Origin of the sequence: Micromonospora aurantiaca ATCC 27029, from assembly GCF_000145235.1 — a bacterium.
Lineage (GTDB): Bacteria > Actinomycetota > Actinomycetes > Mycobacteriales > Micromonosporaceae > Micromonospora > Micromonospora aurantiaca.
Genome location: NC_014391.1, coordinates 2267135 through 2287243 on the forward strand (window position 1 = coordinate 2267135; position 20109 = coordinate 2287243).

At 73.1% G+C, this 20109-nt stretch carries 15 protein-coding genes; 6 read left to right on the plus strand and 9 right to left on the minus strand.

Features of this window, described 5'->3' with window-relative positions; all coding sequences use genetic code 11:
• Nucleotides 1–107: 107 nt before the first annotated feature.
• The 4 genes from MICAU_RS10650 to MICAU_RS10665 all read right to left on the minus strand — a co-directional run bounded on the left by MICAU_RS10650 (nt 108) and on the right by MICAU_RS10665 (nt 4148).
• Nucleotides 108–1052 (minus strand): SDR family NAD(P)-dependent oxidoreductase, encoded by a 945-nt coding sequence (locus tag MICAU_RS10650; RefSeq protein WP_013285308.1) that lies wholly within the window; start codon nt 1050–1052, stop codon nt 108–110.
• The gene (locus MICAU_RS10655) at nt 1049–2233 is read right to left on the minus strand and encodes a zinc-dependent alcohol dehydrogenase (protein ID WP_013285309.1); all 1185 of its coding nucleotides are present in this window, start codon (nt 2231–2233) and stop codon (nt 1049–1051) included. Before MICAU_RS10655 ends, MICAU_RS10650 begins: the two co-directional genes overlap by 4 nt.
• Nucleotides 2234–2307: 74 nt before the next feature.
• Nucleotides 2308–2883, minus strand: coding sequence for a hypothetical protein (locus MICAU_RS10660; RefSeq protein ID WP_013285310.1), 576 nt, complete (start codon nt 2881–2883; stop codon nt 2308–2310).
• A gap of 65 nt (nt 2884–2948) precedes the next feature.
• The gene (locus MICAU_RS10665) at nt 2949–4148 is read right to left on the minus strand and encodes an oxygenase MpaB family protein (RefSeq protein WP_222947144.1); all 1200 of its coding nucleotides are present in this window, start codon (nt 4146–4148) and stop codon (nt 2949–2951) included.
• A 161-nt stretch (nt 4149–4309) separates the two neighbouring features.
• Between MICAU_RS10665 and MICAU_RS10670 the strand changes: the two genes are divergently transcribed.
• Together MICAU_RS10670 and MICAU_RS10675 are read left to right on the plus strand one after the other, a co-directional pair.
• Nucleotides 4310–5077 (plus strand): SDR family NAD(P)-dependent oxidoreductase, encoded by a 768-nt coding sequence (locus tag MICAU_RS10670; protein ID WP_013285312.1) that lies wholly within the window; start codon nt 4310–4312, stop codon nt 5075–5077.
• 204 nt (nt 5078–5281) lie between these two features.
• A complete protein-coding gene (locus MICAU_RS10675) occupies nt 5282–7144 on the plus strand; it encodes an AMP-dependent synthetase/ligase (RefSeq protein WP_013285313.1) in 1863 nt (620 codons plus the stop codon).
• On the opposite strand, the gene MICAU_RS10680 is transcribed toward MICAU_RS10675, so the two are convergent.
• Nucleotides 7052–8023, minus strand: a complete 972-nt coding sequence (locus MICAU_RS10680) for an oxygenase MpaB family protein (RefSeq protein WP_013285314.1) — start codon at nt 8021–8023, stop codon at nt 7052–7054. The genes MICAU_RS10675 and MICAU_RS10680 overlap by 93 nt on opposite strands.
• A 152-nt stretch (nt 8024–8175) precedes the next feature.
• On the opposite strand from MICAU_RS10680, the gene MICAU_RS10685 reads away from it, so the two are divergent.
• Nucleotides 8176–9393: an oxygenase MpaB family protein gene (locus MICAU_RS10685; RefSeq protein ID WP_013285315.1), complete on the plus strand. Its 1218-nt coding sequence runs from the start codon at nt 8176–8178 to the stop codon at nt 9391–9393.
• A 12-nt stretch (nt 9394–9405) separates the two neighbouring features.
• On the opposite strand, the gene MICAU_RS10690 is transcribed toward MICAU_RS10685, so the two are convergent.
• Nucleotides 9406–10599 (minus strand): TetR/AcrR family transcriptional regulator, encoded by a 1194-nt coding sequence (locus tag MICAU_RS10690; protein ID WP_232236646.1) that lies wholly within the window; start codon nt 10597–10599, stop codon nt 9406–9408.
• Between the two features lie 63 nt (nt 10600–10662).
• Nucleotides 10663–11871 (minus strand): TetR/AcrR family transcriptional regulator, encoded by a 1209-nt coding sequence (locus MICAU_RS10695; RefSeq protein ID WP_013285317.1) that lies wholly within the window; start codon nt 11869–11871, stop codon nt 10663–10665.
• Between the two features lie 162 nt (nt 11872–12033).
• Here MICAU_RS10695 and MICAU_RS10700 point away from each other — a divergent pair, with 162 nt between their 5' ends.
• Both MICAU_RS10700 and MICAU_RS10705 read left to right on the plus strand, forming a co-directional pair.
• Nucleotides 12034–13248, plus strand: a complete 1215-nt coding sequence (locus MICAU_RS10700; protein WP_013285318.1) for an acetyl-CoA C-acetyltransferase — start codon at nt 12034–12036, stop codon at nt 13246–13248.
• Between the two features lie 9 nt (nt 13249–13257).
• Nucleotides 13258–15405 carry a 3-hydroxyacyl-CoA dehydrogenase NAD-binding domain-containing protein gene (locus MICAU_RS10705; RefSeq protein WP_013285319.1) on the plus strand — a complete coding sequence of 716 codons (2148 nt, stop codon included), beginning with the start codon at nt 13258–13260 and terminating at the stop codon, nt 15403–15405.
• 6 nt (nt 15406–15411) lie between these two features.
• Here MICAU_RS10705 and MICAU_RS10710 read toward each other — a convergent pair whose 3' ends face one another.
• Nucleotides 15412–17358 carry a GMC family oxidoreductase N-terminal domain-containing protein gene (locus tag MICAU_RS10710; RefSeq protein ID WP_013285320.1) on the minus strand — a complete coding sequence of 649 codons (1947 nt, stop codon included), beginning with the start codon at nt 17356–17358 and terminating at the stop codon, nt 15412–15414.
• A 32-nt stretch (nt 17359–17390) separates the two neighbouring features.
• Nucleotides 17391–18542 (minus strand): acyl-CoA dehydrogenase family protein, encoded by a 1152-nt coding sequence (locus MICAU_RS10715; RefSeq protein ID WP_013285321.1) that lies wholly within the window; start codon nt 18540–18542, stop codon nt 17391–17393.
• A gap of 76 nt (nt 18543–18618) precedes the next feature.
• Here MICAU_RS10715 and MICAU_RS10720 point away from each other — a divergent pair, with 76 nt between their 5' ends.
• Complete coding sequence (locus MICAU_RS10720; protein WP_013285322.1) at nt 18619–20109, plus strand: aldehyde dehydrogenase family protein; 1491 nt, start codon at nt 18619–18621, stop codon at nt 20107–20109.

The window sequence follows — 20109 nt, forward strand, 5'->3', positions numbered from 1 at the left end:
CCCTCCGCCGTGTCCCGTCGTACACGGTAACGACCCTCGTCCCGGTCCGCCCACGGGGCGACCCGCCCGCACGACGGCCCGCCCGCACGACAGCCGCCCACAGGACGTCAGGGCAGCCGGCGGCGTACCGCGGACGCCACGGTCGCCGCGCGTCCGCCCACGGCCCGGACCACCTGGGACACGTCGGGCAGCCATCCGCCCCGGACCGCCTCACCGGCCGGGTTGGGCGTGAACACGATGCCCTGGTGCGCGGCGACCGGCGTCCGGGTCAGTCCGGCCCGGCGCATCAGCGGCCCGACCAGCACGTCGTACACGCCGGGCAGGACTGTGAAGCCGAAGCGCATGACCACGTTGAGCCGGCCCACCGACACCTCCCGGCGGGGCCGGTCGAGGCAGTGGACGATGGCCCGCGCCACCCGTTCGGGCGAGGCGATCGGGGGCGGCGGCCGGCCGACGCGGCCCAGGTAGTTGGCCGCCTGCCGGTAGACGGGCGTGTCGACGCTGCCCGGGTTGACCAGGCAGATCGCGACGCCGGGTGTCTCCCGCGCCTCCTGCTGGAGCGTGCGGGCCAGTCCCTGCAGGCCCCACTTGGCTGCGACGTAGCCGCTCATGTAGGGCGCGGTGATGTGCCCGAGCACCGAGCCGGTGAGCACGAGCGTGCCGCCGCCGGTGGTCCGGAAACGGCGCAGCGCCTCCCGGGCCACCGCCGCGGCGGCCAGCAGGTCGGTGCGGACCACCTGCTCGAACACCTCGGCCGGGGTCTCGTCGAAGCGGCCGTAGGACATCACCGCGGCGGTGTGCACCCAGGCGTCGACGCGGCCGAACTCGGCCCGCGCCGCGTCGGCGAGCGCGGCCACCGCGCCGGGCTCGGTCACGTCCATCGGTACGGCGATCGCCCGCGCGCCCGCCGCCCGGCACTCGTCGCGTACCTCGTCGAGCGTGGCGGGGGAGCGGGCCGCGAGGACCAGCCGGTCCCCGCGGCCCGCCAGCTCCCTGGCGGTCGCCCGGCCGATCCCGCTGGTCGCGCCGGTGACGACCACCGTCCGGGTCACGGCGCGAGCACGACCTTCACGCAGCCGTCCTCCTTCTTCTGGAACATCTCGTACGCGCGCGGCGCGTCGGTCAGCGGCAGCCGGTGGGTCCGCAGGTCCTCGACGCCCAGCGGGTCGTCGTCGCGCTCCAGCAGCGGGATGATCTCGTCGACCCAGCGCCGCACGTGGCACTGGCCCATGCGCAGCTGGATGCCCCTGTCGAACATCTCCATCAGCGGCATCGGGTCCTGCTCGCCGCCGTACACGCCGGAGATCGACACGGTGCCGCCACGCCGTACGGCCTTGAGCGCGGCGTGCAGCACCACGAGCCGGTCCACGCCGGCCTTGTCGGTCATCGCCTGGGCCAGCTTGTCCGGCAGCAGCCCGGCGGCGGTCTGGGCCATCTTGCCCAGCGGCGCGCCGTGCGCCTCCATGCCGACCGCGTCGATCACGGCGTCCGGGCCGCGTCCGTCGACCAGGTCGATGAGCGCGCCGGGTACGTCGTCGAGCTGGCTGACGTCGAGCACCTCGATGCCGTGGCGGCGGGCCATCTCCAGCCGCTCGGGGACCAGGTCCAGCCCGATCACCCGGCCGGCGCCGAGGTGGCGGCCGATCCGGGCGCTGAACTGCCCGACCGGGCCGAGCCCGAACACGGCGAGCGTGCCGCCGGGCGGGGTGTCCGCGTACTTCACCGCCTGCCAGGCGGTGGGCAGGATGTCGGAGAGGTAGAGCCAGCGCTCGTCCGGGCCGCTGTCCGGGATCGTGATCGGGCCGAACTGGGCCTGCGGCACGCGCAGGTACTCGGCCTGGCCGCCGGGGATCGAGCCGTACAGCGAGGTGTAGCCGAACAGGGACGCGCCCTTGCCCTGGCTGGTCACCTGCGTGGTCTCGCACTGCGCGTAGAGCTGCCGCTCGCACATCCAGCACGAGCCGCAGGAGATGTTGAACGGGACGACCACCCGGTCGCCCTTCTTGAGCCGGGTCACGCCGGGCCCGACCTCCTCGACGACGCCCATCGGCTCGTGCCCGAGGATGTCGCCGGGCTTCAGGTACGGCCCGAGCACCTCGTACAGGTGCAGGTCGGAACCGCAGATGGCGGTCGAGGTGATCCGGACGATCGCGTCGGTCGGCTCCTCGATCCGGGGGTCCGGGACGTCCTCCACGCGGACGTCCCGCTTGCCGTGCCAGGTCAGTGCCTTCATGCCTGTCTGTCCCCTCTCCGGTGCCGTCCATCGGACTGCTACCCGGCAGAGGGCCGTTGAATCGGCGGCGCCGGTCACCGTGGCGTGAGGTCGACAGCCACGGCGATCGTGCTGGTGCTGGCGGCGGTGGCGGCGAGGGCGCCGATGTCGAGGCGGCGGCCGGCGCGGTCGGTGACGGCGCCGGCCGCGAGCTGCAGGCCGGCGACGGGCGTGCCGAGCGTCGCCGACGCGGCCTCCAGCAGCCGCCGCCGGGCCACCGCCACGGCGACCCGGAGCGGGGTACGGGTTCCGACGGCCGGATGGGGTGCGCCACGTGTCCGGCCCGCTGCCGGCCGTGGCGGTGGCACACGGACGCGCCGGCGCGGTACCGACAGCCCGTCGGCGATCAGTTCGGCGGCCGAGGTGTCGCCGTCGTACCGGTCCGGCGGCAGCGTGAACGACACGGTCCCGTCCGGGGCGACCTCGACGGAGATCAGGGCCGCCCCGGGCAGGGCCGTGGCCGTCATGATCTCGCCGAGTCCGAGCAGCCCGGCCACGTCCGGCGACGGCGTCCGGGCGGCGGCCGGGTACGCGGCGGTGAGTTCGGCAGCGGCCACGAGGACCGGCGCGGCCAGCACGTACCCCAGGAACGGAGGGAGGGACACGGTCATGGTGCTCACCCGGGCGCTCGTCGTCGCAGCCGGGGACGGGAGGTGCCCCGGCTGCGACGCGGTGGTCAGAACTCGCGGTTGCCGAGCGGGATCTCGATGTTGATGGACTGCCCCTCGGACAGGAACAGCAGGGCGAGCTTGCGCAGGAACTCGTCGAACAGCCAGTAGCACTCCGGTGCGAGCGGGAACGGCAGCAGCGCCTCCCGGACCGCGATGAACGGGCCCCAGCTCGTCCGCAGCAGCGTGTCCCAGAGCAGGTCGCGCGGGATCTCCAGCCAGTTGGCGATCTGGTTGCCGAGCATGAACCGGGTGAACGAGCCGAGGATGGGCTTGCTGAGCAGCCCGGCGTCGATCTCCTTGCCGAGGCCGAGCAGGATGTCGGCGAGCGCGTTGCCCTCGCGGGTGGGCGCGAGGATCGGGTCGAGGACCTCGCCGGCCTGGGAGTTCGCCTCGCTCCACGTGGCCGGGATGTACTCGTCCCTGATGCCGAGCATGTGCGCGGCCACCTGCCACAGGTGCAGGAAGGCCGTCGACTCGGCGGCGGGGATCGGCACCCGCCAGTCGGTCAGTTTCCGCATGACCGTGGTCGGCAGGCTGTGCCAGGTGACCATCATGTCCCGCTGGCTGATCGGGATGTCCTCGGGCGCGACGTCGGCCCACTCGGGCGACTGCGGCAGGAGGTGACGCACACCGGCGTGCGCGAGCCGGGTCTTGACGGCGGTCACGATCATCGAGCCGTCGGGCTGGTACGCGTTGGCGGTGCCGATGTCGTACCCGAGCTTGGCGGTCTTGGAGATGCGGTCCTTCATGTCCGCGCCGCCCTTGGAGTAGTAGACGGCGCGCGCCTCCTTCGGGATGACTGTGCTCATCATGCCGCTGGCCAGGCCGTAGAGCACGCCGAGGTAGAGCCCGCGCTTCTCGTTGAAGCGCACGGCGGTGGCCAGCTTGCCCTGGTCCACCCAGGACGGCAGCACGCGTGCGCGTTCGATGAACGCGCGGACGTCCGCCGGGAGGCCGGAGGGCAGCGGCTGGCCGTTCTTCGTCCACGTCCGCAGCAGTTGGTTGACCAGTGGCGCCTCGCCCCGGTCCAGGAGGGAGGCGACGAGCGGGTCGGCCTCCTCGTCCCACACCCAGCGGGGGTCCACGCCCGCGCCGGCGCCGGCCACCGATCCCTTCGGAGACCAGGTCCACGCCGACCGGGCCTGTGCCGGAGCGGCGACGCTGAGCGCGCCGAGCGCGCCCAGTGCCCCACCGGCCTTCAACATCTTGCGCCTGCTTACCGGTTCCACGTTCACTCCTCGGGGTCGAGGCCGCTGATACGGTGAAACGAATGTTGCGCCCGTGTATCACATGAGAGCACGTGGTAACGGTGTCCACAAGGCTCATGACGACAACTGTCGATGGTTTGCGATGAGGGGAGTCCACGGTGGCGCTGGTCGAGGGGATGCTGTCGGGCAAGGTGGCGTGGGTGACGGGCGCCAGTCAGGGCGTCGGCGCGGCGGTCGCCGAGGGGCTGGCCCGGGCCGGCGCGTCGGTGATCCTCCAGTCCCGGCGGCCGGACGCGCTGGACGAGGTGCGCGACCGGATCACGGCCGGCGGCGGCACGGCGGAGGTGGTCGCCGGTGACGTCGCCGACGAGTCGGCCGCGAACGCCGTGGTGGCCCTGGCGCGGCGGCGGTGGGGGCGGCTCGACGTCCTGGTCAACAACGCCGGCATCAGCCCGGCGCTGCACCGCAGCGAGCGGCTCAGCCTCGGTGACTGGCAGCAGGTGATCGACACCAACCTGTCCGGGGTGTTCGTCTGCGCCCGCGCGGCCGGCGCGCTCATGGTCGAGCAGGGCGCGGGCAGCATCGTCAACATGTCCTCCGTGCACGGTCAGGTCGGCTTCCCGCGCCTGGCCGCGTACAGCGCCAGCAAGGGCGGCGTCGAGCAGCTCACCCGCACGCTGGCGCTGGAGTGGGCGGCGGTCGGCGTACGCGTCAACGCGGTGGCGCCCGGCTACCTGGAGACCCCGATGACCGAAGGGTTGCGCGGCCACGAGCAGTGGTCGAAGCGGCTGCGCGACCGTATCCCGATGGGCCGGTTCGGCCGTCCCGAGGAGGTGGTCGGCGCGGTGCTGTTCCTGGCCTCGGACGCCGCGAGCTACGTCACCGGCAGCGTGTTGCACGTGGACGGTGGCTGGACCGCGCAGTGACCGGCGGGCCGTTTGGTTAGTCCGCGTTCGTCGCCAGGTTGCCGTCACGACGCGATACCGCGCCAGATCACGGCCACTCCTTCCCAGGAAGTTAACCCTCGTTTACAGTGCTGCCATCGGCTGCGGAACCCGCGCGGGCACCACGGCGAGGGGTGCGGCCAGCCCTGCCACCACCAGGCCCGGTTGCGTGTGAAGGAGTAGCCCATGGACCCCGCCCACGTCCTCGCCGAGGACTGCGCCAAGAAAGCCGCCGACCTGACTGTCCCGGCGCTGCTGCACCGCAACGCCACCGAGTACGCCGACCGGCCCGCGCTGACCACGCTCGGCCGGGACGACACCCGCACCTGGGCCGCGCTGCGCGACGAGGTCGCCGAGCTGTCCGCCGGCCTGGCCGAGATCGGCCTGGAGGCCGGGCGGCACATGCTGATCATGATGTCCAGCCGCACCGAGCACTGGCTCGTCGACCTCGCCGCGGTCCACCTGGGCGCGGTGCCGTCCACGATCTACCCGACGCTCAGCGCCGAGCAGATGCGCTACCTGGCCCGGCACAGCGCCGCCCAGGTGCTCGTGCTGGAAGGGCCGGCCGAACTGGAGCGCTGGCGGCCGATCCCGGCCGACCTGCCCGACCTGCTGCGGGTGGTGCTGGTGGACGAGCCCGCCGAACCGGCCGGCGACGCGGTGCCGCTGTCGCGCGTGCGTACCCTCGGCCGGGCCGCACGCGAGGCGGACCCGGACGCCTTCGAGCGGCGCTGGCGCACGATCCGGCCCGAGCAGCCGGTGACGCTGCTCTACACGTCCGGCACGACTGGTAACCCGAAGGGCGTCGTGCTCAGCCACCACAACGTGATCTACCAGGCGGTGGCGCTGGATGCGATGGTGTCCGTCCCCGACCACGCGCCGACGGTGGCCTACCTGCCGCTCGCGCACATCGCCGAACGGTTCCTCGGCATCTACAACCCGATCTACCGCGCCGGGCACGTGACGATCTGCCCCGACGCCACGCAGCTCGTCGCGGCGCTGCGCACCGTCGGCCCCGCCTCGTTCTTCGGGGTTCCGCGGGTCTGGGAGAAGATGGCCGCCGGCGTCCAGGCCCACCTGGCCGCCGCCGAGCCCGCGGTCCGCGCCGCCGTCGCCGCCGCGACCGCGGTGACACTGGAGGCGTACGAGCTGCGCGCGGCCGGAGAGCCGGTGCCGGACGAGCTGGCCGCCCGGGTGGCGCAGGCCCGGGACACCGTGCTGCGGCCGTTGCAGGCCACCCTCGGCCTGCAGAACATGACCTGGCCCGGCAGCGGCGCCGCCCCGATCCCGGTGGACGTGCTGCGGTTCCTCGCCGGGCTCGGCGTCGACGTGCTGGAGGTGTGGGGTCTGACCGAGACCACCGGCACCGCCACCCTCAACACCCCCGACCGCTTCCGCACCGGGACGGTCGGCCGCCCGAACGTGGGCATGGAGGTACGCCTCGCCGACGACGGCGAGGTCCTCGTCCGGGGTCCGCTGGTGTGCTCCGGCTACCTGCGCGAGGACGGCGGCGTCGAGCCGGTCGTCGACGCGGACGGCTGGCTGGCCACCGGCGACGTCGGGACGCTCGACGACGACGGCTTCCTCACCATCACCGACCGCAAGAAGGAACTCATCATCACGTCCAGCGGGAAGAACATCTCGCCGGCGCAGATCGAGAACCTGCTGCGGGCGCACCCGCTCATCGGTCAGGCCGTCGCGATCGGCGACCGGCGGCCGTACGTCACGGCGCTGATCGTGCTGGACGAGGAGGTCGCGCCGCAGTGGGCGCGCACGCACGGCGTCAGCGACCCGCAGCTGCCCACGCTGGCCTCGGACCCGGTGCTGCTGGCCGAGATCCAGGCCGCGGTGGACGCGGCGAACGCGCGCCTCGCCCGGCCGGAGCAGGTCAAGACGTTCCAGGTGCTGCCGTCGGCGTGGACGCCGGAGTCGGGCGAGCTGACCCCGACGCTGAAGCTACGGCGCCGGGTCATCGTCGACAGGTACGGCGACCGGATCGACGCCCTCTACCGGCCGGGCGACGCGGTGGCGGAGCCCGTCACGGAGTAGCGCCGGGTCGATGCCGGGCGGGGGTGGCGGCGCGCCGAGGTCGGCGGGCCGGTACCCCCGCGGGTAGCCGGGATAGGTGCGGTTGCGCGGCGCGCGGGTCAGCCGGCTCACGGTCCGCGCGGGCAGCAGCCGCACCACGGCGGCCCGGGCGCGCAGCGCGCCGCCGGCCAGCGCGGTCAGCGGTCGCGGCGCGGCCGGCAGCCCGAAGGCGGCCCGCATCTCGGGCGGCAGCAGCGCGCGCACCGCTAGCCGCGCGGCCGGGCGCAGCGGCGCCGGGTACCAGGACGCGAACAGATCGAGCGTGTACGCCGCGACCCGCTCGTTGCTCGGCGTGCGGCGGAACGTGTCCCGCTCGTACGCGTCCTTGAACGCCCGGAACGCGTCGAAGTCCGCCGGGACGTCGCGGATGCCCATGCGCGCGCCGACCGCGCGGTAGTAGTGGAACGCGGCCAGCCGCTCGTGCTCGTGCAGCGGGCGCCAGCCGTACCGGTCCAGCCAGTCGATCGGCTCGTAGACGAACGTCGACAGCACGTACCGCATGTCGTCGTTCGAGATCGCGTACCGGCCGTGCGCCCGGTTGACCACCCGCAGCGCCTCCCGGCCGCGCGGCGAGTCGTACCCGTGCTCCAGCAGCTCGGCCATCAGCAGCGCGGTGTCGTCGTAGCGCTGCTGCGCCCGCAGCCGGAACTCGCCGGTCGCGTCGAGCAGCGCGGAGATGCTCGGTACGCAGAACGTGCGCAGCAGCGCCAGCTCCAGTGCCCGCTGGTAGTCGAAGGGGAACTCGTAGCCGGCGGAGAGCCGGTAGATCTCGTGGTGGTCGCGGACCGGATCGAGCGTCTCGATCCGGCGCAACCAGCGGTACCGCCCCTCACGAGCCATCGCCACCACCCCCACCGTCCACCCTTGCCGATGCAGTCAAGCTCCTCTATGTTAATAGAAAATCACATCCCCGGATAACTCGAAACCTGCTTGTGCGCACCTCGCGGGCCGGTGTTCAGGGCGATGTCCGGTCGAACCGGGAAGTGGTGCTAATGGAGAATCTCAGTAGACGAAGCGTCCTGACGCTCGGCGCCGCGCTGGGACTGGTAGCGGTGGCGGACGCCCCGAAGGCGTGGGCGTGGTCGTCGTCCGGCTCGATCGCCGGGACCGACACGGTCACCGACCCGTGGGACGTCTGGGACGACGACACCGACCCGCTCGTCGCCTCGATGCTGGACGCCGGTCAGATCCCGGCGGTGAACACCGCGTTCGCGTCCTGGATCCGCAACGGCGACGCGCTGCCCGCCGGCCTGCCCCCGGCGCTCACCACCTACCTGCGGCGGGTCAACACGCTGCCGTCCTGGGCCGACCAGGCCAAGCTGGACCGCGCCGCCCAGTTCAACAAGCGCATGAGCATGTACCTGTTCCTGCTCTACGGCCTGGGCAGCGGGATCATGAGCACGGTGATCCCGCGCGAGGCCCGCAACGTCTACTGGTCCGAGGGCGGCGCGGACATGAAGTCGCGCGCCGCGAAGACCTTCACCTACGGGTACGACCTGAGCGCCCCCGACGCGTTCAAGGCCACCGGCAGCTTCGTGGTCACCTCGCACAAGACGCGGCTCACCCACGCGGCCGTGCGGCACCTGCTGCCGCAGTCCGCGCCGTGGCGCGGCGTCACCGACCACCCGATCCCGATCAGCAACGGCGACATCCTCATCACCTTCCACAGCCTCGGCACGTACGTGCACCGCAAGCTGCTCGACTGGCGTCGCTGGGGACTGCGGATGTCGGCCGCGGAGGAGGAGGCCTACCTGCACATGTGGCAGGTCGCGCTGCACCTGCTCGGCGTGCGCGACGAGTTCATCCCGAACAGCTGGGCCGCCGCCGAGGAGCAGTCCCGGTACGCGCTGTCCCCGCTGCTCGCGCCGACGCCCGAGGGCATCGACCTGGCCGACATCCTGCTGAACCTGACGTCCTCGGTGGACCTGGGCGTCACCCGGGGATTCCAGCGGGAGTTCGCGCGCTACGTGCTCACCGACCGGATCGGCGACTGGCTGCGGCTGCCCCGCGACTACATCTCCCGGGGCGTGATCGAGGCCGGCTGGCCGACGTACGTGATGTTCCGCGAAGGGCTCTCGCCGCTCATGCCGGAGACGTTCGGCCTGTTCGACAGGTTCATCCGCGGGCTGGCGATGCTGTTCCTCAACAACGGCTCGTCCGCGTCGCACACCCCGATCACGATTCCGGTCATGAACCGGCCGGGCACCTGAGTCCGTGCCGGTTCAGAGCGTCAGGGCGCCGGTGACCAGCGCGGTGACCGCGTCCCGGTGGCCGGGCGAGTCCTGCCAGCGCAGGGCGCGCCCGGCCTCCACCGCCACGCCGAACCCGGCGTGCACGAGCAGCCGGGCCTGCCGCCGGTCCAGGTCCGGCCGGACCGCGCGCAACTGCTGCTCCCAGACCGCGATGTGCTCCCGCTGGGCGAGGATGAGGGGACGCCGTACGTCGTCCGGCAGGCCGGCCACCTCCGCCTCGGCGACGCTGTTGAGGGTGTTGTGCTCGAAGCAGTAGGCCACGTACGCCGCCGCCAGCGCGACCACCGCCTGCCGTGGGTCGGCCGCCCGCTGGAGGCTGCGGTCCACCGCCTGGGCGAGCAGTTCCGCCGCCTGGAGGCAGGCGGCCACGAGGATGTCCACCTTGCCGGGATAGTGGCGGTAGATCGCGGACGGTGCGAGCCCCACCGCCTGGGCGATCTGCGCGTTGGTGACTGTGGCGAACCCGTCCCGGGCGAACAGCGGTACGGCCGCGGCCAGGATCTCCGCACGCCGCGTCCGGGGCACCGGCTGGGCGGGCAGCTCGACCAGCCGCGCCGTCCCGGCAGCGGTGGCCGGATCGGTGGCCACCACCCGCATCGCGGACCGCAGCACCAGATCCTCGATCCGGCGCTGGGCGATCGAGGTGTGGTGCATGGTGACCGAACCGATCACACCGAGCGCGGCCACCGCCCGCAGGCGCTCGTCGGGCAGCGGGTACTCCCGCCGTACCATCTCGGTCACCCGGCCCACGACGTGGCCGAACTTCGCGCGGAGCAGGTGGCGGTCCGCGCGGCCGAGGTAGCGGGCCTCCCACCGGTAGAGGCCGCCGGAGGCGCGGTGCGCGACGGTGACCCGGGTGAGGGCCAGCAGCACGTCGGCCAGCGCCGCGTCCGGCGGCCACTCGTCGATGGCCCCGACCAGGTTGTCCACCATGACGTTGGCGCACTCGGCGAACAACGCGTACTTGTTCGGGAAGTGGCGGTACAGCGCGGGCGCGCTGATCCCGACCGCCGCGGCGATCTCCTCCATCGACGCGCCGTGGTAGCCGCGCTCGCTGAACACCTGCCCGGCCGACTCGACGATGACCTGTCTGCGGTTGCGGGGCCGGGTGGCCGCGGCCGGCCCGGTGGTCACCGGATCGTCCGGGCGGACGCGGACGGGCACGGGACCATGGGTGTCAGTCAACCACAGCGCCTCACGCCGCCCGCGCGCTCGCGGTGACGCCGGTCAGGCGTGCAGGACGGCGAGCGCGAGCCGGGCGGTCTGGTCGTCGTAGCCGGCGGTGCGGTCGAAGCGGCCGAGCCGCCCGACGTCGGTGACGACGTTCAGCGCGGCGTGGACGAGCACACGGGCGTCGGCGGCCGGCAGGTCCGGTCGTACCGCCCGGACCAGGCCCACCCACTCCTCGACGTGCAGCCGCTGCGCGCCGCGCAACTGGTGGCGGTCCCGGTCCGGCAGGTTGTTGTTCTCCGCCAGGTACACCGCGACCAGGTCGCTCTGGCCGAACGCGAAGTCGACGTAGGCGCGTACCACCCGGTGCAGCGCGTCGGCCGGGTCGCTCGCCTCGGCGATCGCCGCGGTGGTGGCCCCGGTGAGCCGGTCGGTGGCCCGGTAGTAGGCGGCCGCGAGCAGGTCGGCCTTGCCGGGGAAGTAGCGGTACACGCTGGACGCCTGCATGCCCGCGGCGCGGCCGATGTCCTCGACCGCGACTGCGTGGTAGCCGTGCCTGTGGAACAGGCGCATCGCCTCGATGAGCAGCAGTTCGCGCCGCGACGCCGGACGCACCGGCCCGGTGGCGGGCATGTCCTCCGGCGCGGTACGCCGCCGGAGCGGCACCGTCGGCGCGTCGGTCCGCAGCAGCGTCCAGGCGACCCGGGTGAGCAGGTGCTCGGTGTCGGTGCCGGTGGCCGCGGCCCGGTACGTGGTCACGCTGCCGAACGCGCTCAGCGCCGCGTTCACCAGCAGGTCGGCCTGCGCGGTGGTCAGCTCGGGACGCAACTCGCGCAGCGGCGCGGCGACGCGGCCGACGAGCGTGGCCATCGAGGCGGCGAACTCCTGCCGGTGCTCGGGCGTCAGGTAGCGGCCCTCCCACTGGTACAGCCCGGCCACCCGCCGCCTGCTCACCGCGACCTCGGCGAGCGCGCGCAGCAGCTCGTCGAGCAGCCCGTCGGCGTTACTCGCCGCCGGCTGTCCGGTCGCGGCGAGCAGGGCACCGACGACCTCCCGGGTGGCGTGCACCAGGATCGCGTACTTGTTCGGGAAGTGCCGGTAGACGGCCGGCCCGCTGATGCCGACGGCGGCGGCGATCTCGTCCACCGAGACGCCGTGGTAGCCCCGCTCGCAGAACAACTCGGCCCCGGCGAGCGCGATCCGGGCCTTGCGGTCCTTGGGCCGTCTGACCGGTGCCGGGGCGGTGTCGCTGGCTGCTTGTCGCACAGCTACACGTTAGCGCCCCCTCGCGTGCATCCGGTGACGCCCCTCGGCCGTTTCCCCGGCGGGGTCGGAGCCGGACAGCGCGGAACGCGTCTTGACAAGCGGCGGCAGGCTCAAGAAAAGTTAGGCGAAATTCGCATGCGGGTGAGCAATGAGGAGCTTGGCATGACGACCGATGCGTTCATCTACGACGCGTTGCGCACGCCGCGCGGGCGGGGCAAGCCGACCGGATCGCTGTACGGGGTGAAGCCGGTTTCGCTGATCACCGGCCTGATCGAGGAGACCCTGCGGCGGATGCCCGGCCTCGATCCGGCGCTGATCGACGACATCGTGCTCGGGGTGGTGTCCCCGCTCGGCGACCAGGGCGCCGACATCGCCCGGACCGCCGCCGTCGCCGCCGGCCTGCCCGACACGGTGGCCGGGGTCCAGCTCAACCGCTTCTGCGCCTCCGGGCTGGAGGCGGTGAACATCGCCGCGCAGAAGGTGCGCTCCGGCTGGGAGGACCTCGTCCTCGCCGGTGGCGTCGAGTCGATGTCCCGGGTGCCGATGGGCTCCGACGGCGGGGCCTGGGCGCTCGACCCGGAGGTCAACTTCACCACCGGGTTCGTGCCGCAGGGCATCAGCGCCGACCTCATCGCCACCATCGCCGGCTTCGACCGGGAGACGGTCGACGCGTACGCGCTCCAGTCGCAGGCGCGGGCCGCGAAGGCGTGGGCCAACGGCTACTTCGCCCGGTCCGTGGTGCCGGTACGCGACCGCAACGGGCTGACCGTGCTGGACCGGGACGAGCACATCCGGGCCGACTCGACGGCGGAGAGCCTCGGCGCGCTGCGCCCCTCGTTCGCCGAGATCGGTGAGAAGGCGGGCTTCGACGCGGTCGCGTTGCAGAAGTACCACTGGGTCGAGCGCATCGAGCACGTCCACACGGCGGGCAACTCCTCCGGCATCGTCGACGGCGCCGCGCTCGTCGCGATCGGCAGCGAGGCGGCAGGCGCCGCCGCCGGTCTCACCCCGCGCGCCCGCGTCGTGGCCACAGCGCTCAGCGGCGCCGACCCCACCATCATGCTCACCGGCCCGGCCCCGGCCGCCCGCAAGGCGCTCGCGAAGGCCGGTCTCGGCGTCGACGACCTCGACCTGGTGGAGATCAACGAGGCGTTCGCCGCGGTGGTCCTGCGGTTCGTCGCCGACCTCGGCCTGAACCCGGACATCGTCAACGCCAACGGCGGGGCGATCGCGATGGGCCACCCGCTCGGCGCGACCGGCGCCATGATCCTCGGCACGCTCGTCGACGAACTGGAACGACGCGGCGGCCGCTACGGCCTGGCCACGCTCTGCGCGGGCGGCGGCATGGGCATCGCGACCGTGATCGAACGAATCTGAGGAGCACGAATGGCAAACACCATCCGGTGGGAGCACGGCGACGACGGCATCGTGCTGCTCACCCTCGACCACCCCGGCCGCTCGGCGAACGTGATGAACGCGGAGTTCGGCGCGAGCCTGGCGGCCACCGTGGACCGGCTCGAAGCCGAGCGTGACCGGATCACCGGCGTGATCGTCACCTCGGCCAAGAAGACGTTCTTCGCCGGCGGCGACCTGGAGACCCTGGTGCGGCTCACGCCCGCCGACGCCGAGGCGTCGGCGGCCGACGCGGCCGCGCTCAAGCAGACCGTACGCCGGCTGGAGACGCTCGGCCGCCCGGTCGTCGCCGCCGTCAACGGATCGGCCCTCGGCGGCGGACTGGAACTGGCCCTGGGCTGCCACCACCGCGTCGTGCTCGACGACCCGGCCATCGAGATCGGCTTTCCCGAGGTCACGCTCGGCCTGCTGCCCGGCTGCGGCGGCGTGGTGCGTACCGTCCGGCTGCTCGGCGTCACCGCCGCGCTGACCGACTGGCTGCTGCGCGGCCAGCGCCGCCGGCCGCAGGACGCGCTCGCGCACGGGCTGGTCGACGAGTTGGCCGCCGACCGGGACGCCCTGATGGCCGCCGCCCGTGAGTGGATCGCCGCCCACCCGGACGCGACCCAGCCGTACGACCGCAAGGGCTACCGGATGCCCGGCGGCACCCCGTCCAGCCCTGGCCTCGCGGTGCAGTTGCCGGCCATGCCCGCGCTGCTGCGCAAGCAGCTCAAGGGCGCGCCCTACCCGGCGCCCCGCAACATCCTCGCCGCCGCCGTCGAGGGCGCCCAGGTGGACCTGGACACCGCGTTCGTCATCGAGGGGCGGTACTTCACCGAGCTGGCCACCGGCCAGGTCGCCAAGAACATGATCAAGGCGCTCTTCTTCGACCTCCAGACCGCCCGGTCCCGCACCGCCGGTGGCGACCACGAGCCGGTACGCAGCGTCGCCGTCGTCGGCGCGGGCATGATGGGCGCCGCCATCGCGTACGTCTGCGCCCGCGCCGGGATGCGGGTGGTGCTCAAGGACGTCACCGCCGAGGGTGCGGCGCGAGGCAAGGCGTACTCGGCGGGCCTGCTCGACAAGGCGGTCGCGCGGGGCCGGTCCACGCCGGAGAAGCGCGACGAGATCCTGGGCCGCATCCACGCCACCGGCGACCTCGCCGACCTGGCCGGCGTCGACCTCGCCATCGAGGCGGTCTTCGAGGACCCGGCGCTCAAGCACAAGGTGTACGCCGAGATCGAGCAGGTCGCGCCGGACGCGCTCATCGCCTCCAACACCTCCACGCTGCCCATCACGCTGCTGGCCGAGGGCGTCAGCCGGCCGGAGGAGTTCGTCGGGCTGCACTTCTTCTCCCCGGTGGACAAGATGCCGCTGGTCGAGGTGATCCGCGGGGAGCGGACCGACGAGGCCACGCTGGGCCGCGCGCTGGGCGTCGTCCGCCAGTTGCGCAAGACGCCGATCGTGGTCAACGACAGCCGGGGCTTCTTCACCAGCCGGGTCATCGGCACGTTCACCAACGAGGGCGTGGCGATGCTGGCCGAGGGCATCCCGGCGGCGACCATCGAGCAGGCCAGCAGCCAGGCCGGCTATCCCGCGCCGGTCCTCGCGCTGATGGACGAGCTGACCCTCACCCTGCCCCGGAAGATCCGCCAGGAGACGGCCGCCGCGACAGTGGCCGCCGGGGGCACCTGGCAGCCGCACGCCGCCGACGCGGTGATCGACCGGATGATCGACGAGTGCGGCCGGACCGGACGCTCCGGCGGTGCCGGCTTCTACGACTACCGCGACGGGAAGCGGGCCGGGCTCTGGCCGGGGCTGCGGGAGCAGTTCGGCGGCACGAACCTGGACACGCCCTTCGAGGACCTCAAGGAGCGGATGCTCTTCATCGAGGCGATCGAGTCGGTGCGGTGCCTGGACGAGGGCGTGCTGACCTCGGTGGCCGACGCCAACGTCGGCTCGATCCTGGGCATCGGCTACCCGAGCTGGACCGGTGGCGTCCTGCAGTACGTCAACCAGTACGACGGCGGGCTGCCGGGCTTCGTGGCCCGTGCCCGGGTGCTCGCAGAGCGCTACGGCGAGCGGTTCGACCCGCCGCCGCTGCTGACGGCCATGGCCGAGCGGGGCGAACGGTTCGAGTAGCGGCGGTCAGAGCGCGGCGGCGAGTCGCTGGGCGTTCATGTACGCGATGGCCTCCACGGAGATCATCGGGTTGACGCCCAGCGACCCCGGGAAGGTCGACGCGTCGGCGAGGACCAGGTTGGGGACCTCCCACGTCGCGCCGTCCGGCCGGGCCACCGACGTCGCCGCGCTGCCGCCCATCCGGGCCGCGCCCATGATGTGCAGGGCGGCCATGGCGACCTGCCCGGGCGCGGTCCCCAGCGTCTCGACGTGCCGGACGAACTCGTCGATGGAACCCGTGCCGCGTTCCCAGACCGGGCCGCGCTGGTGTCCGGACCAGAGCCGCAGCGCTCCGGCCGCCTCGACGATCCGGGCCGCGCCGGCGATCCCTGCTCGCAGATGGGCCGCGTCGTACGGGGAAAGGCGGTAGTGAACCACCGGCTCGCCGTCGCGGCCGACCCGGACCTCACCGCTGTCGCGGTCGCGGGTGATCACGCCGACCCCGGCGAGGTGCGGCAGCGCGCGCATCCGGTCCAGATGTGCCCGTCCGCCCGTCCAGCTCATGAACGACACAGCGGTGGCCGGGTTGGTGGCGGCGGTCTCGTAGATGACGCCGTAGCCGCGGCCGTCGAGGTCGGCGTGTTCGGTGGAGTACCGGGTCTGCATCCCGCCCTCCCACGGCCGGACCTCCTCGGCGAACACGCCCCACACGCCGGTCGCCGGGTGCAGGTGCAGGTGCCGGCCGATGTTCGGGTTGGTGAGCCCGGAGCGGCGGAGCAGGGCGGGTGTCTGCACGCTGCCGGCCGCGACCACCACGGCGCGGGCGCGTACGGCGACCGGGTGGCCGTCCGCGGTGCGGCCGGTCACGCCCGTCGCCCGGCCCGCTTCGACGGTGACGGTCCGCACGTCGACGCCGACGACGAGCCGCGTACCGGCGCGCTCCGCGTCGGCCAGCCAGGTCTTCGTCGCGGACCGTTTGGCGCCGATCCGGCAGCCCAGGCCGCAGCGCCCGCACTCGACACCGGTGTCGCAGCCGTCGACGTTGCGGGGCATCTCGTCGACGTGCCAGCCCAGGCGGTTCAGTCCGCGCTCCATCAGCGCGTCCCGGGAGGAGATCCGGCCGTGCTCGCGGTTGACGCCGAGCCTCGACCACACCGCGTCGAGGCAGCTGTCGTACTCGTCGGTGGCGAACTGCGGCACGCCGAGCGCGGCCCACTCCTCGCGTACCCGGACCGGGGTGGGGAACGACGTGGTGTAGTTCACCACTGTGCCCCCGCCGAGGCACTGCCCCTGGAGGAGGCTGAGCTGGCCCTCGGCGGTGGCGGCGGGGCCCGGGGCGTAGAGCCGGGACAGTCCGGACAGCTCCCCGCCGTCGAAGTCCCGGTCGTCGTAGTAGCCGCCCTTCTCGACGACGACCACGTCCAGGCCGTGCCCGGCGAGGACCGCGGCGGCAGTGCCGCCGCCGGCGCCGGATCCGACGACGACGACGTCGCAGTCCAGCGTGGTCGGCGCGGACGGGTGGACCGGGGTCAGCGGCGGCGCGGGCGCGTCGGGCCGGACCCCGAGCGGTCCGGGGTAGCCGATGGCGTCCCACACGGGCGAGTGCCCGGCCGGCCCCGGCGTCAGGTAGTAGGAGAGGGTGGCGGCGCCCTTGAGCGCCTGGAACAGCGCCCGTTTGGCGGTGATCCGCGAGTGGGCCAGCGCGAGCAGCGTCTTCTCCCGGCGCTCCTGCGACTGCCGGGAGAACGGCCGCGCGGAACCGCCGAGGACGAACTGGGTGGCGGGGGAGTCCCACCGGTCCAGCAGCCGCAGGAACTGCCGGACCTCGGCGGCGCGCGGATTGTGCAGGACGAGTGCGGCCATCACCTCGGTCGCGCCGAGCCGGCTGGCCGACGGGATCCCGGCGCCGTCACCCGGCGCGAACGTGTCGCAGATGCTCGCCAGGGCGGCGCGCTGGCGGTCGGACAGGTGCACGGTGCCTCCGATCGACCGAAGGGCCGGGTGGGTCAGGACATCTGCTCGGACAGGCCGTACGTCTTGGCGATGATCTCGCGCTGGATCTCGCTGGCGCCGCCGTACACGGTGGACACGATCGCCGAGCGGACCAGGCGCTCCATGTCGAACTCGGTGGTGTAGCCGTAGCCGCCCATCATCTGCATCGCGTCCAGCGCGACGCGCCGGGCCGTCTCGGTGGCCTTGAGCTTCGCCATCGAGCTCTCCCGGGGCAGCACCGTGTCCGGTGCCTTGTCGACCTTCGCGGCGGTGTCGTAGACGAGCAGCCGGGCGCACTCGATCTCGGTGGCCAGGTCGGCCAGGCGGTGCCGGATCACCTGGAACGATCCGATCGGCCGGCGGAACTGGCGGCGGTCCTTCACGTACGCCACCACGTCGTCGAACGCGCGCCGGGCGATGCCGAGCACCACGCTGGCGAGGATCAGCCGTTCCATGTTGAGCCCGGCCATCAGCTGCCGCCAGCCGTGGTCGACCCGGCCGACCACCGCGTCGGCGGGGAGCAGGCAGTCGGTGAAGTAGAGGTCGTTGACCTCGCGGCCGCCCATGGTGTCGATGCCGGACACGGTCAGGCCGGGCGCGCCGGCCGGGACCAGGAACATGGTCAGGCCCTGGTGGTCGCCGGCCCGGCCCGAGGTGCGCGCGACGAGCAGGATGTGCTCGGCCAGGTGGGCGTTCGAGCACCACGTCTTCTGCCCGTTGACCACCCACCCGTCGCCGCGCCGCTCGGCCCGGCAGCTCAGGTTCGCCACGTCGGAGCCGGCCTCGGGCTCGGACATCGCGACCGCCTCGACCACGCCGCGGGCCACGCCGCTGAGGATCAGCTTCTTCTGCTCCGGCGTGCCGAACCGCTGGTAGGTGGCGGCGACGATGATCGAGGTGGTGAACCCGCCGATGGGCGCCATCGCCCGGCTGGTCTCCTCCAGGAACAGGCACAGCTCCGTCATGCCGGCGCCGCCGCCGTCGAACTCCTCCGGCAGCGACAGGCCGAGCCAGCCGAGTTCGGCCATCTTCCGGTACAGCTCCGGGCTGTGCGGTTCCCGCCCGCCGTCGGTGAGACGGTGCCGTTGCTCGCGGGTGCCGACCTCGCGGCGGCAGAAGTCCCGCACCGCCTCGACAAGTGACAGTTGCTCGTCGCTCCACTCCACCGCGGTACCTCCAGCGCATCGTGAGGGATTGACAGCAAGGCTAAACTATCGAATATCAAATGTCAGGAGGCCGCCGATGACGTCCCTCGTTGAGCACCCCCGCCGGCTGCGCGTCGTCGACCCGGTGACAGGTGAGCACCGCGCCGACTACGACATCGCCGACGACGCCGCCGTGCGCGCCGCCGTGACGCGGGCCCGCGAGGCGGCCGGCTGGTGGGCCGGGCTGGACGCCAGGCAGCGCCGCCGGCACCTGCTGGCGTACAAGGCGGCGGTCGCCGGTGGCATCGAGGAGCTGGCCGGCATCGTCCGGAGCGAGACCGGCAAGAGCCTCGCCGGGGCCCAGCTCGAGGTGATGCTCGCCGTCGAGCACCTGGACTGGGCGGCCCGGCACGCCGGGCGGGTGCTCAGGCGACGGTCGGTCTCCTCCGGCCTGCTCGCGTTCAACCAGGCCGCCTCGGTCGAGTACGTGCCGTACGGCGTGGTCGGCGTGATCGGGCCGTGGAACTACCCCGTCTACACGCCGATGGGTGCGGTGTCGCACGCGCTCGCCGCCGGCAACGCGGTGGTGTTCAAGCCCAGCGAGTTCACCCCGGGCGTCGGGGTGTGGCTGGCCGAGCGCTGGCACGAGCTGCTTCCCGACCACCCGGTCCTCCAGGTGGTCACCGGCGACGGCACGACCGGCGCCGCGCTGTGCCGCGCCTCGGTCGACAAGATCGCGTTCACCGGGTCGGCAGCGACCGGGCGCGCCGTCATGGCCGCCTGCGCCGAGAGCCTGACACCGGTGGTGATCGAGGGCGGCGGCAAGGACGCGCTGATCGTCACCGCCGACGCCGACCTCGACGCGGCAGCGCACGCGGCGGTCTTCGGCGGCCTGGGCAACGCCGGGCAGACGTGTGCCGGCGTCGAGCGCGTCTACGTCGAACGGTCCGTCTACGAGCCGTTCCTGGCCACGCTCACCGAGCTGGCGCGGCAGGTCCGGCCGGGTGCCGAGCCGGACGCGCCGTACGGGCCGATGACCACGCCCACGCAGCCCGAGGTCGTGCGGCGCCACGTCACCGACGCGCTCGACCGGGGTGGCCGGGCGGTGGTCGGTGACGCGGCTTCGGTGCGGCCCCCGTTCGTGGAGCCGGTCGTGCTGACCGACGTGCCCGAGGACAGCACCGCCGTCACCGAGGAGACGTTCGGCCCGGTGCTCGTGGTCAACCCGGTGGCCGACGCGGACGAGGCGGTACGCCGCACGAACGCGACCAGCTACGGGCTCTCCGGCTCGATCTTCACCCGCGACCGCCGTCGTGGCCTCGCGCTCGCCGGGCGGCTGCGGGCCGGCGCGGTGTCGGTCAACTCGGTGCTGGGGTACGCGGGCGTGCCGTCACTGCCCTTCGGGGGCGTGGGCGACTCGGGGTTCGGGCGGGTCCACGGCGCGGACGGCCTGCGCGAGTTCGCCCGGGCGCGATCGGTGACGTGGCAGCGGTTCCGGCCGCTGATCGAGGTGATGACGCTTCAGCCGTCCGCCGCCGCGATGAAGCGCTCGCTGGCGATGTTCGCGTGGCGTCATGGCCGCCGGTGA

Coding starts and splice junctions, on each gene's coding strand:
- MICAU_RS10720 (WP_013285322.1), top strand. CDS start 18,619: ATGACGTCCCTCGTTGAGCACCCCCGCCGGCTGCGCGTCGTCGACCCG.
- MICAU_RS10655 (WP_013285309.1), bottom strand. CDS start 2,233: ATGAAGGCACTGACCTGGCACGGCAAGCGGGACGTCCGCGTGGAGGAC.
- MICAU_RS10660 (WP_013285310.1), bottom strand. CDS start 2,883: ATGACCGTGTCCCTCCCTCCGTTCCTGGGGTACGTGCTGGCCGCGCCG.
- MICAU_RS10705 (WP_013285319.1), top strand. CDS start 13,258: ATGGCAAACACCATCCGGTGGGAGCACGGCGACGACGGCATCGTGCTG.
- MICAU_RS10685 (WP_013285315.1), top strand. CDS start 8,176: ATGGAGAATCTCAGTAGACGAAGCGTCCTGACGCTCGGCGCCGCGCTG.
- MICAU_RS10700 (WP_013285318.1), top strand. CDS start 12,034: ATGACGACCGATGCGTTCATCTACGACGCGTTGCGCACGCCGCGCGGG.
- MICAU_RS10680 (WP_013285314.1), bottom strand. CDS start 8,023: ATGGCTCGTGAGGGGCGGTACCGCTGGTTGCGCCGGATCGAGACGCTC.
- MICAU_RS10675 (WP_013285313.1), top strand. CDS start 5,282: ATGGACCCCGCCCACGTCCTCGCCGAGGACTGCGCCAAGAAAGCCGCC.
- MICAU_RS10665 (WP_222947144.1), bottom strand. CDS start 4,148: ATGTTGAAGGCCGGTGGGGCACTGGGCGCGCTCGGCGCGCTCAGCGTC.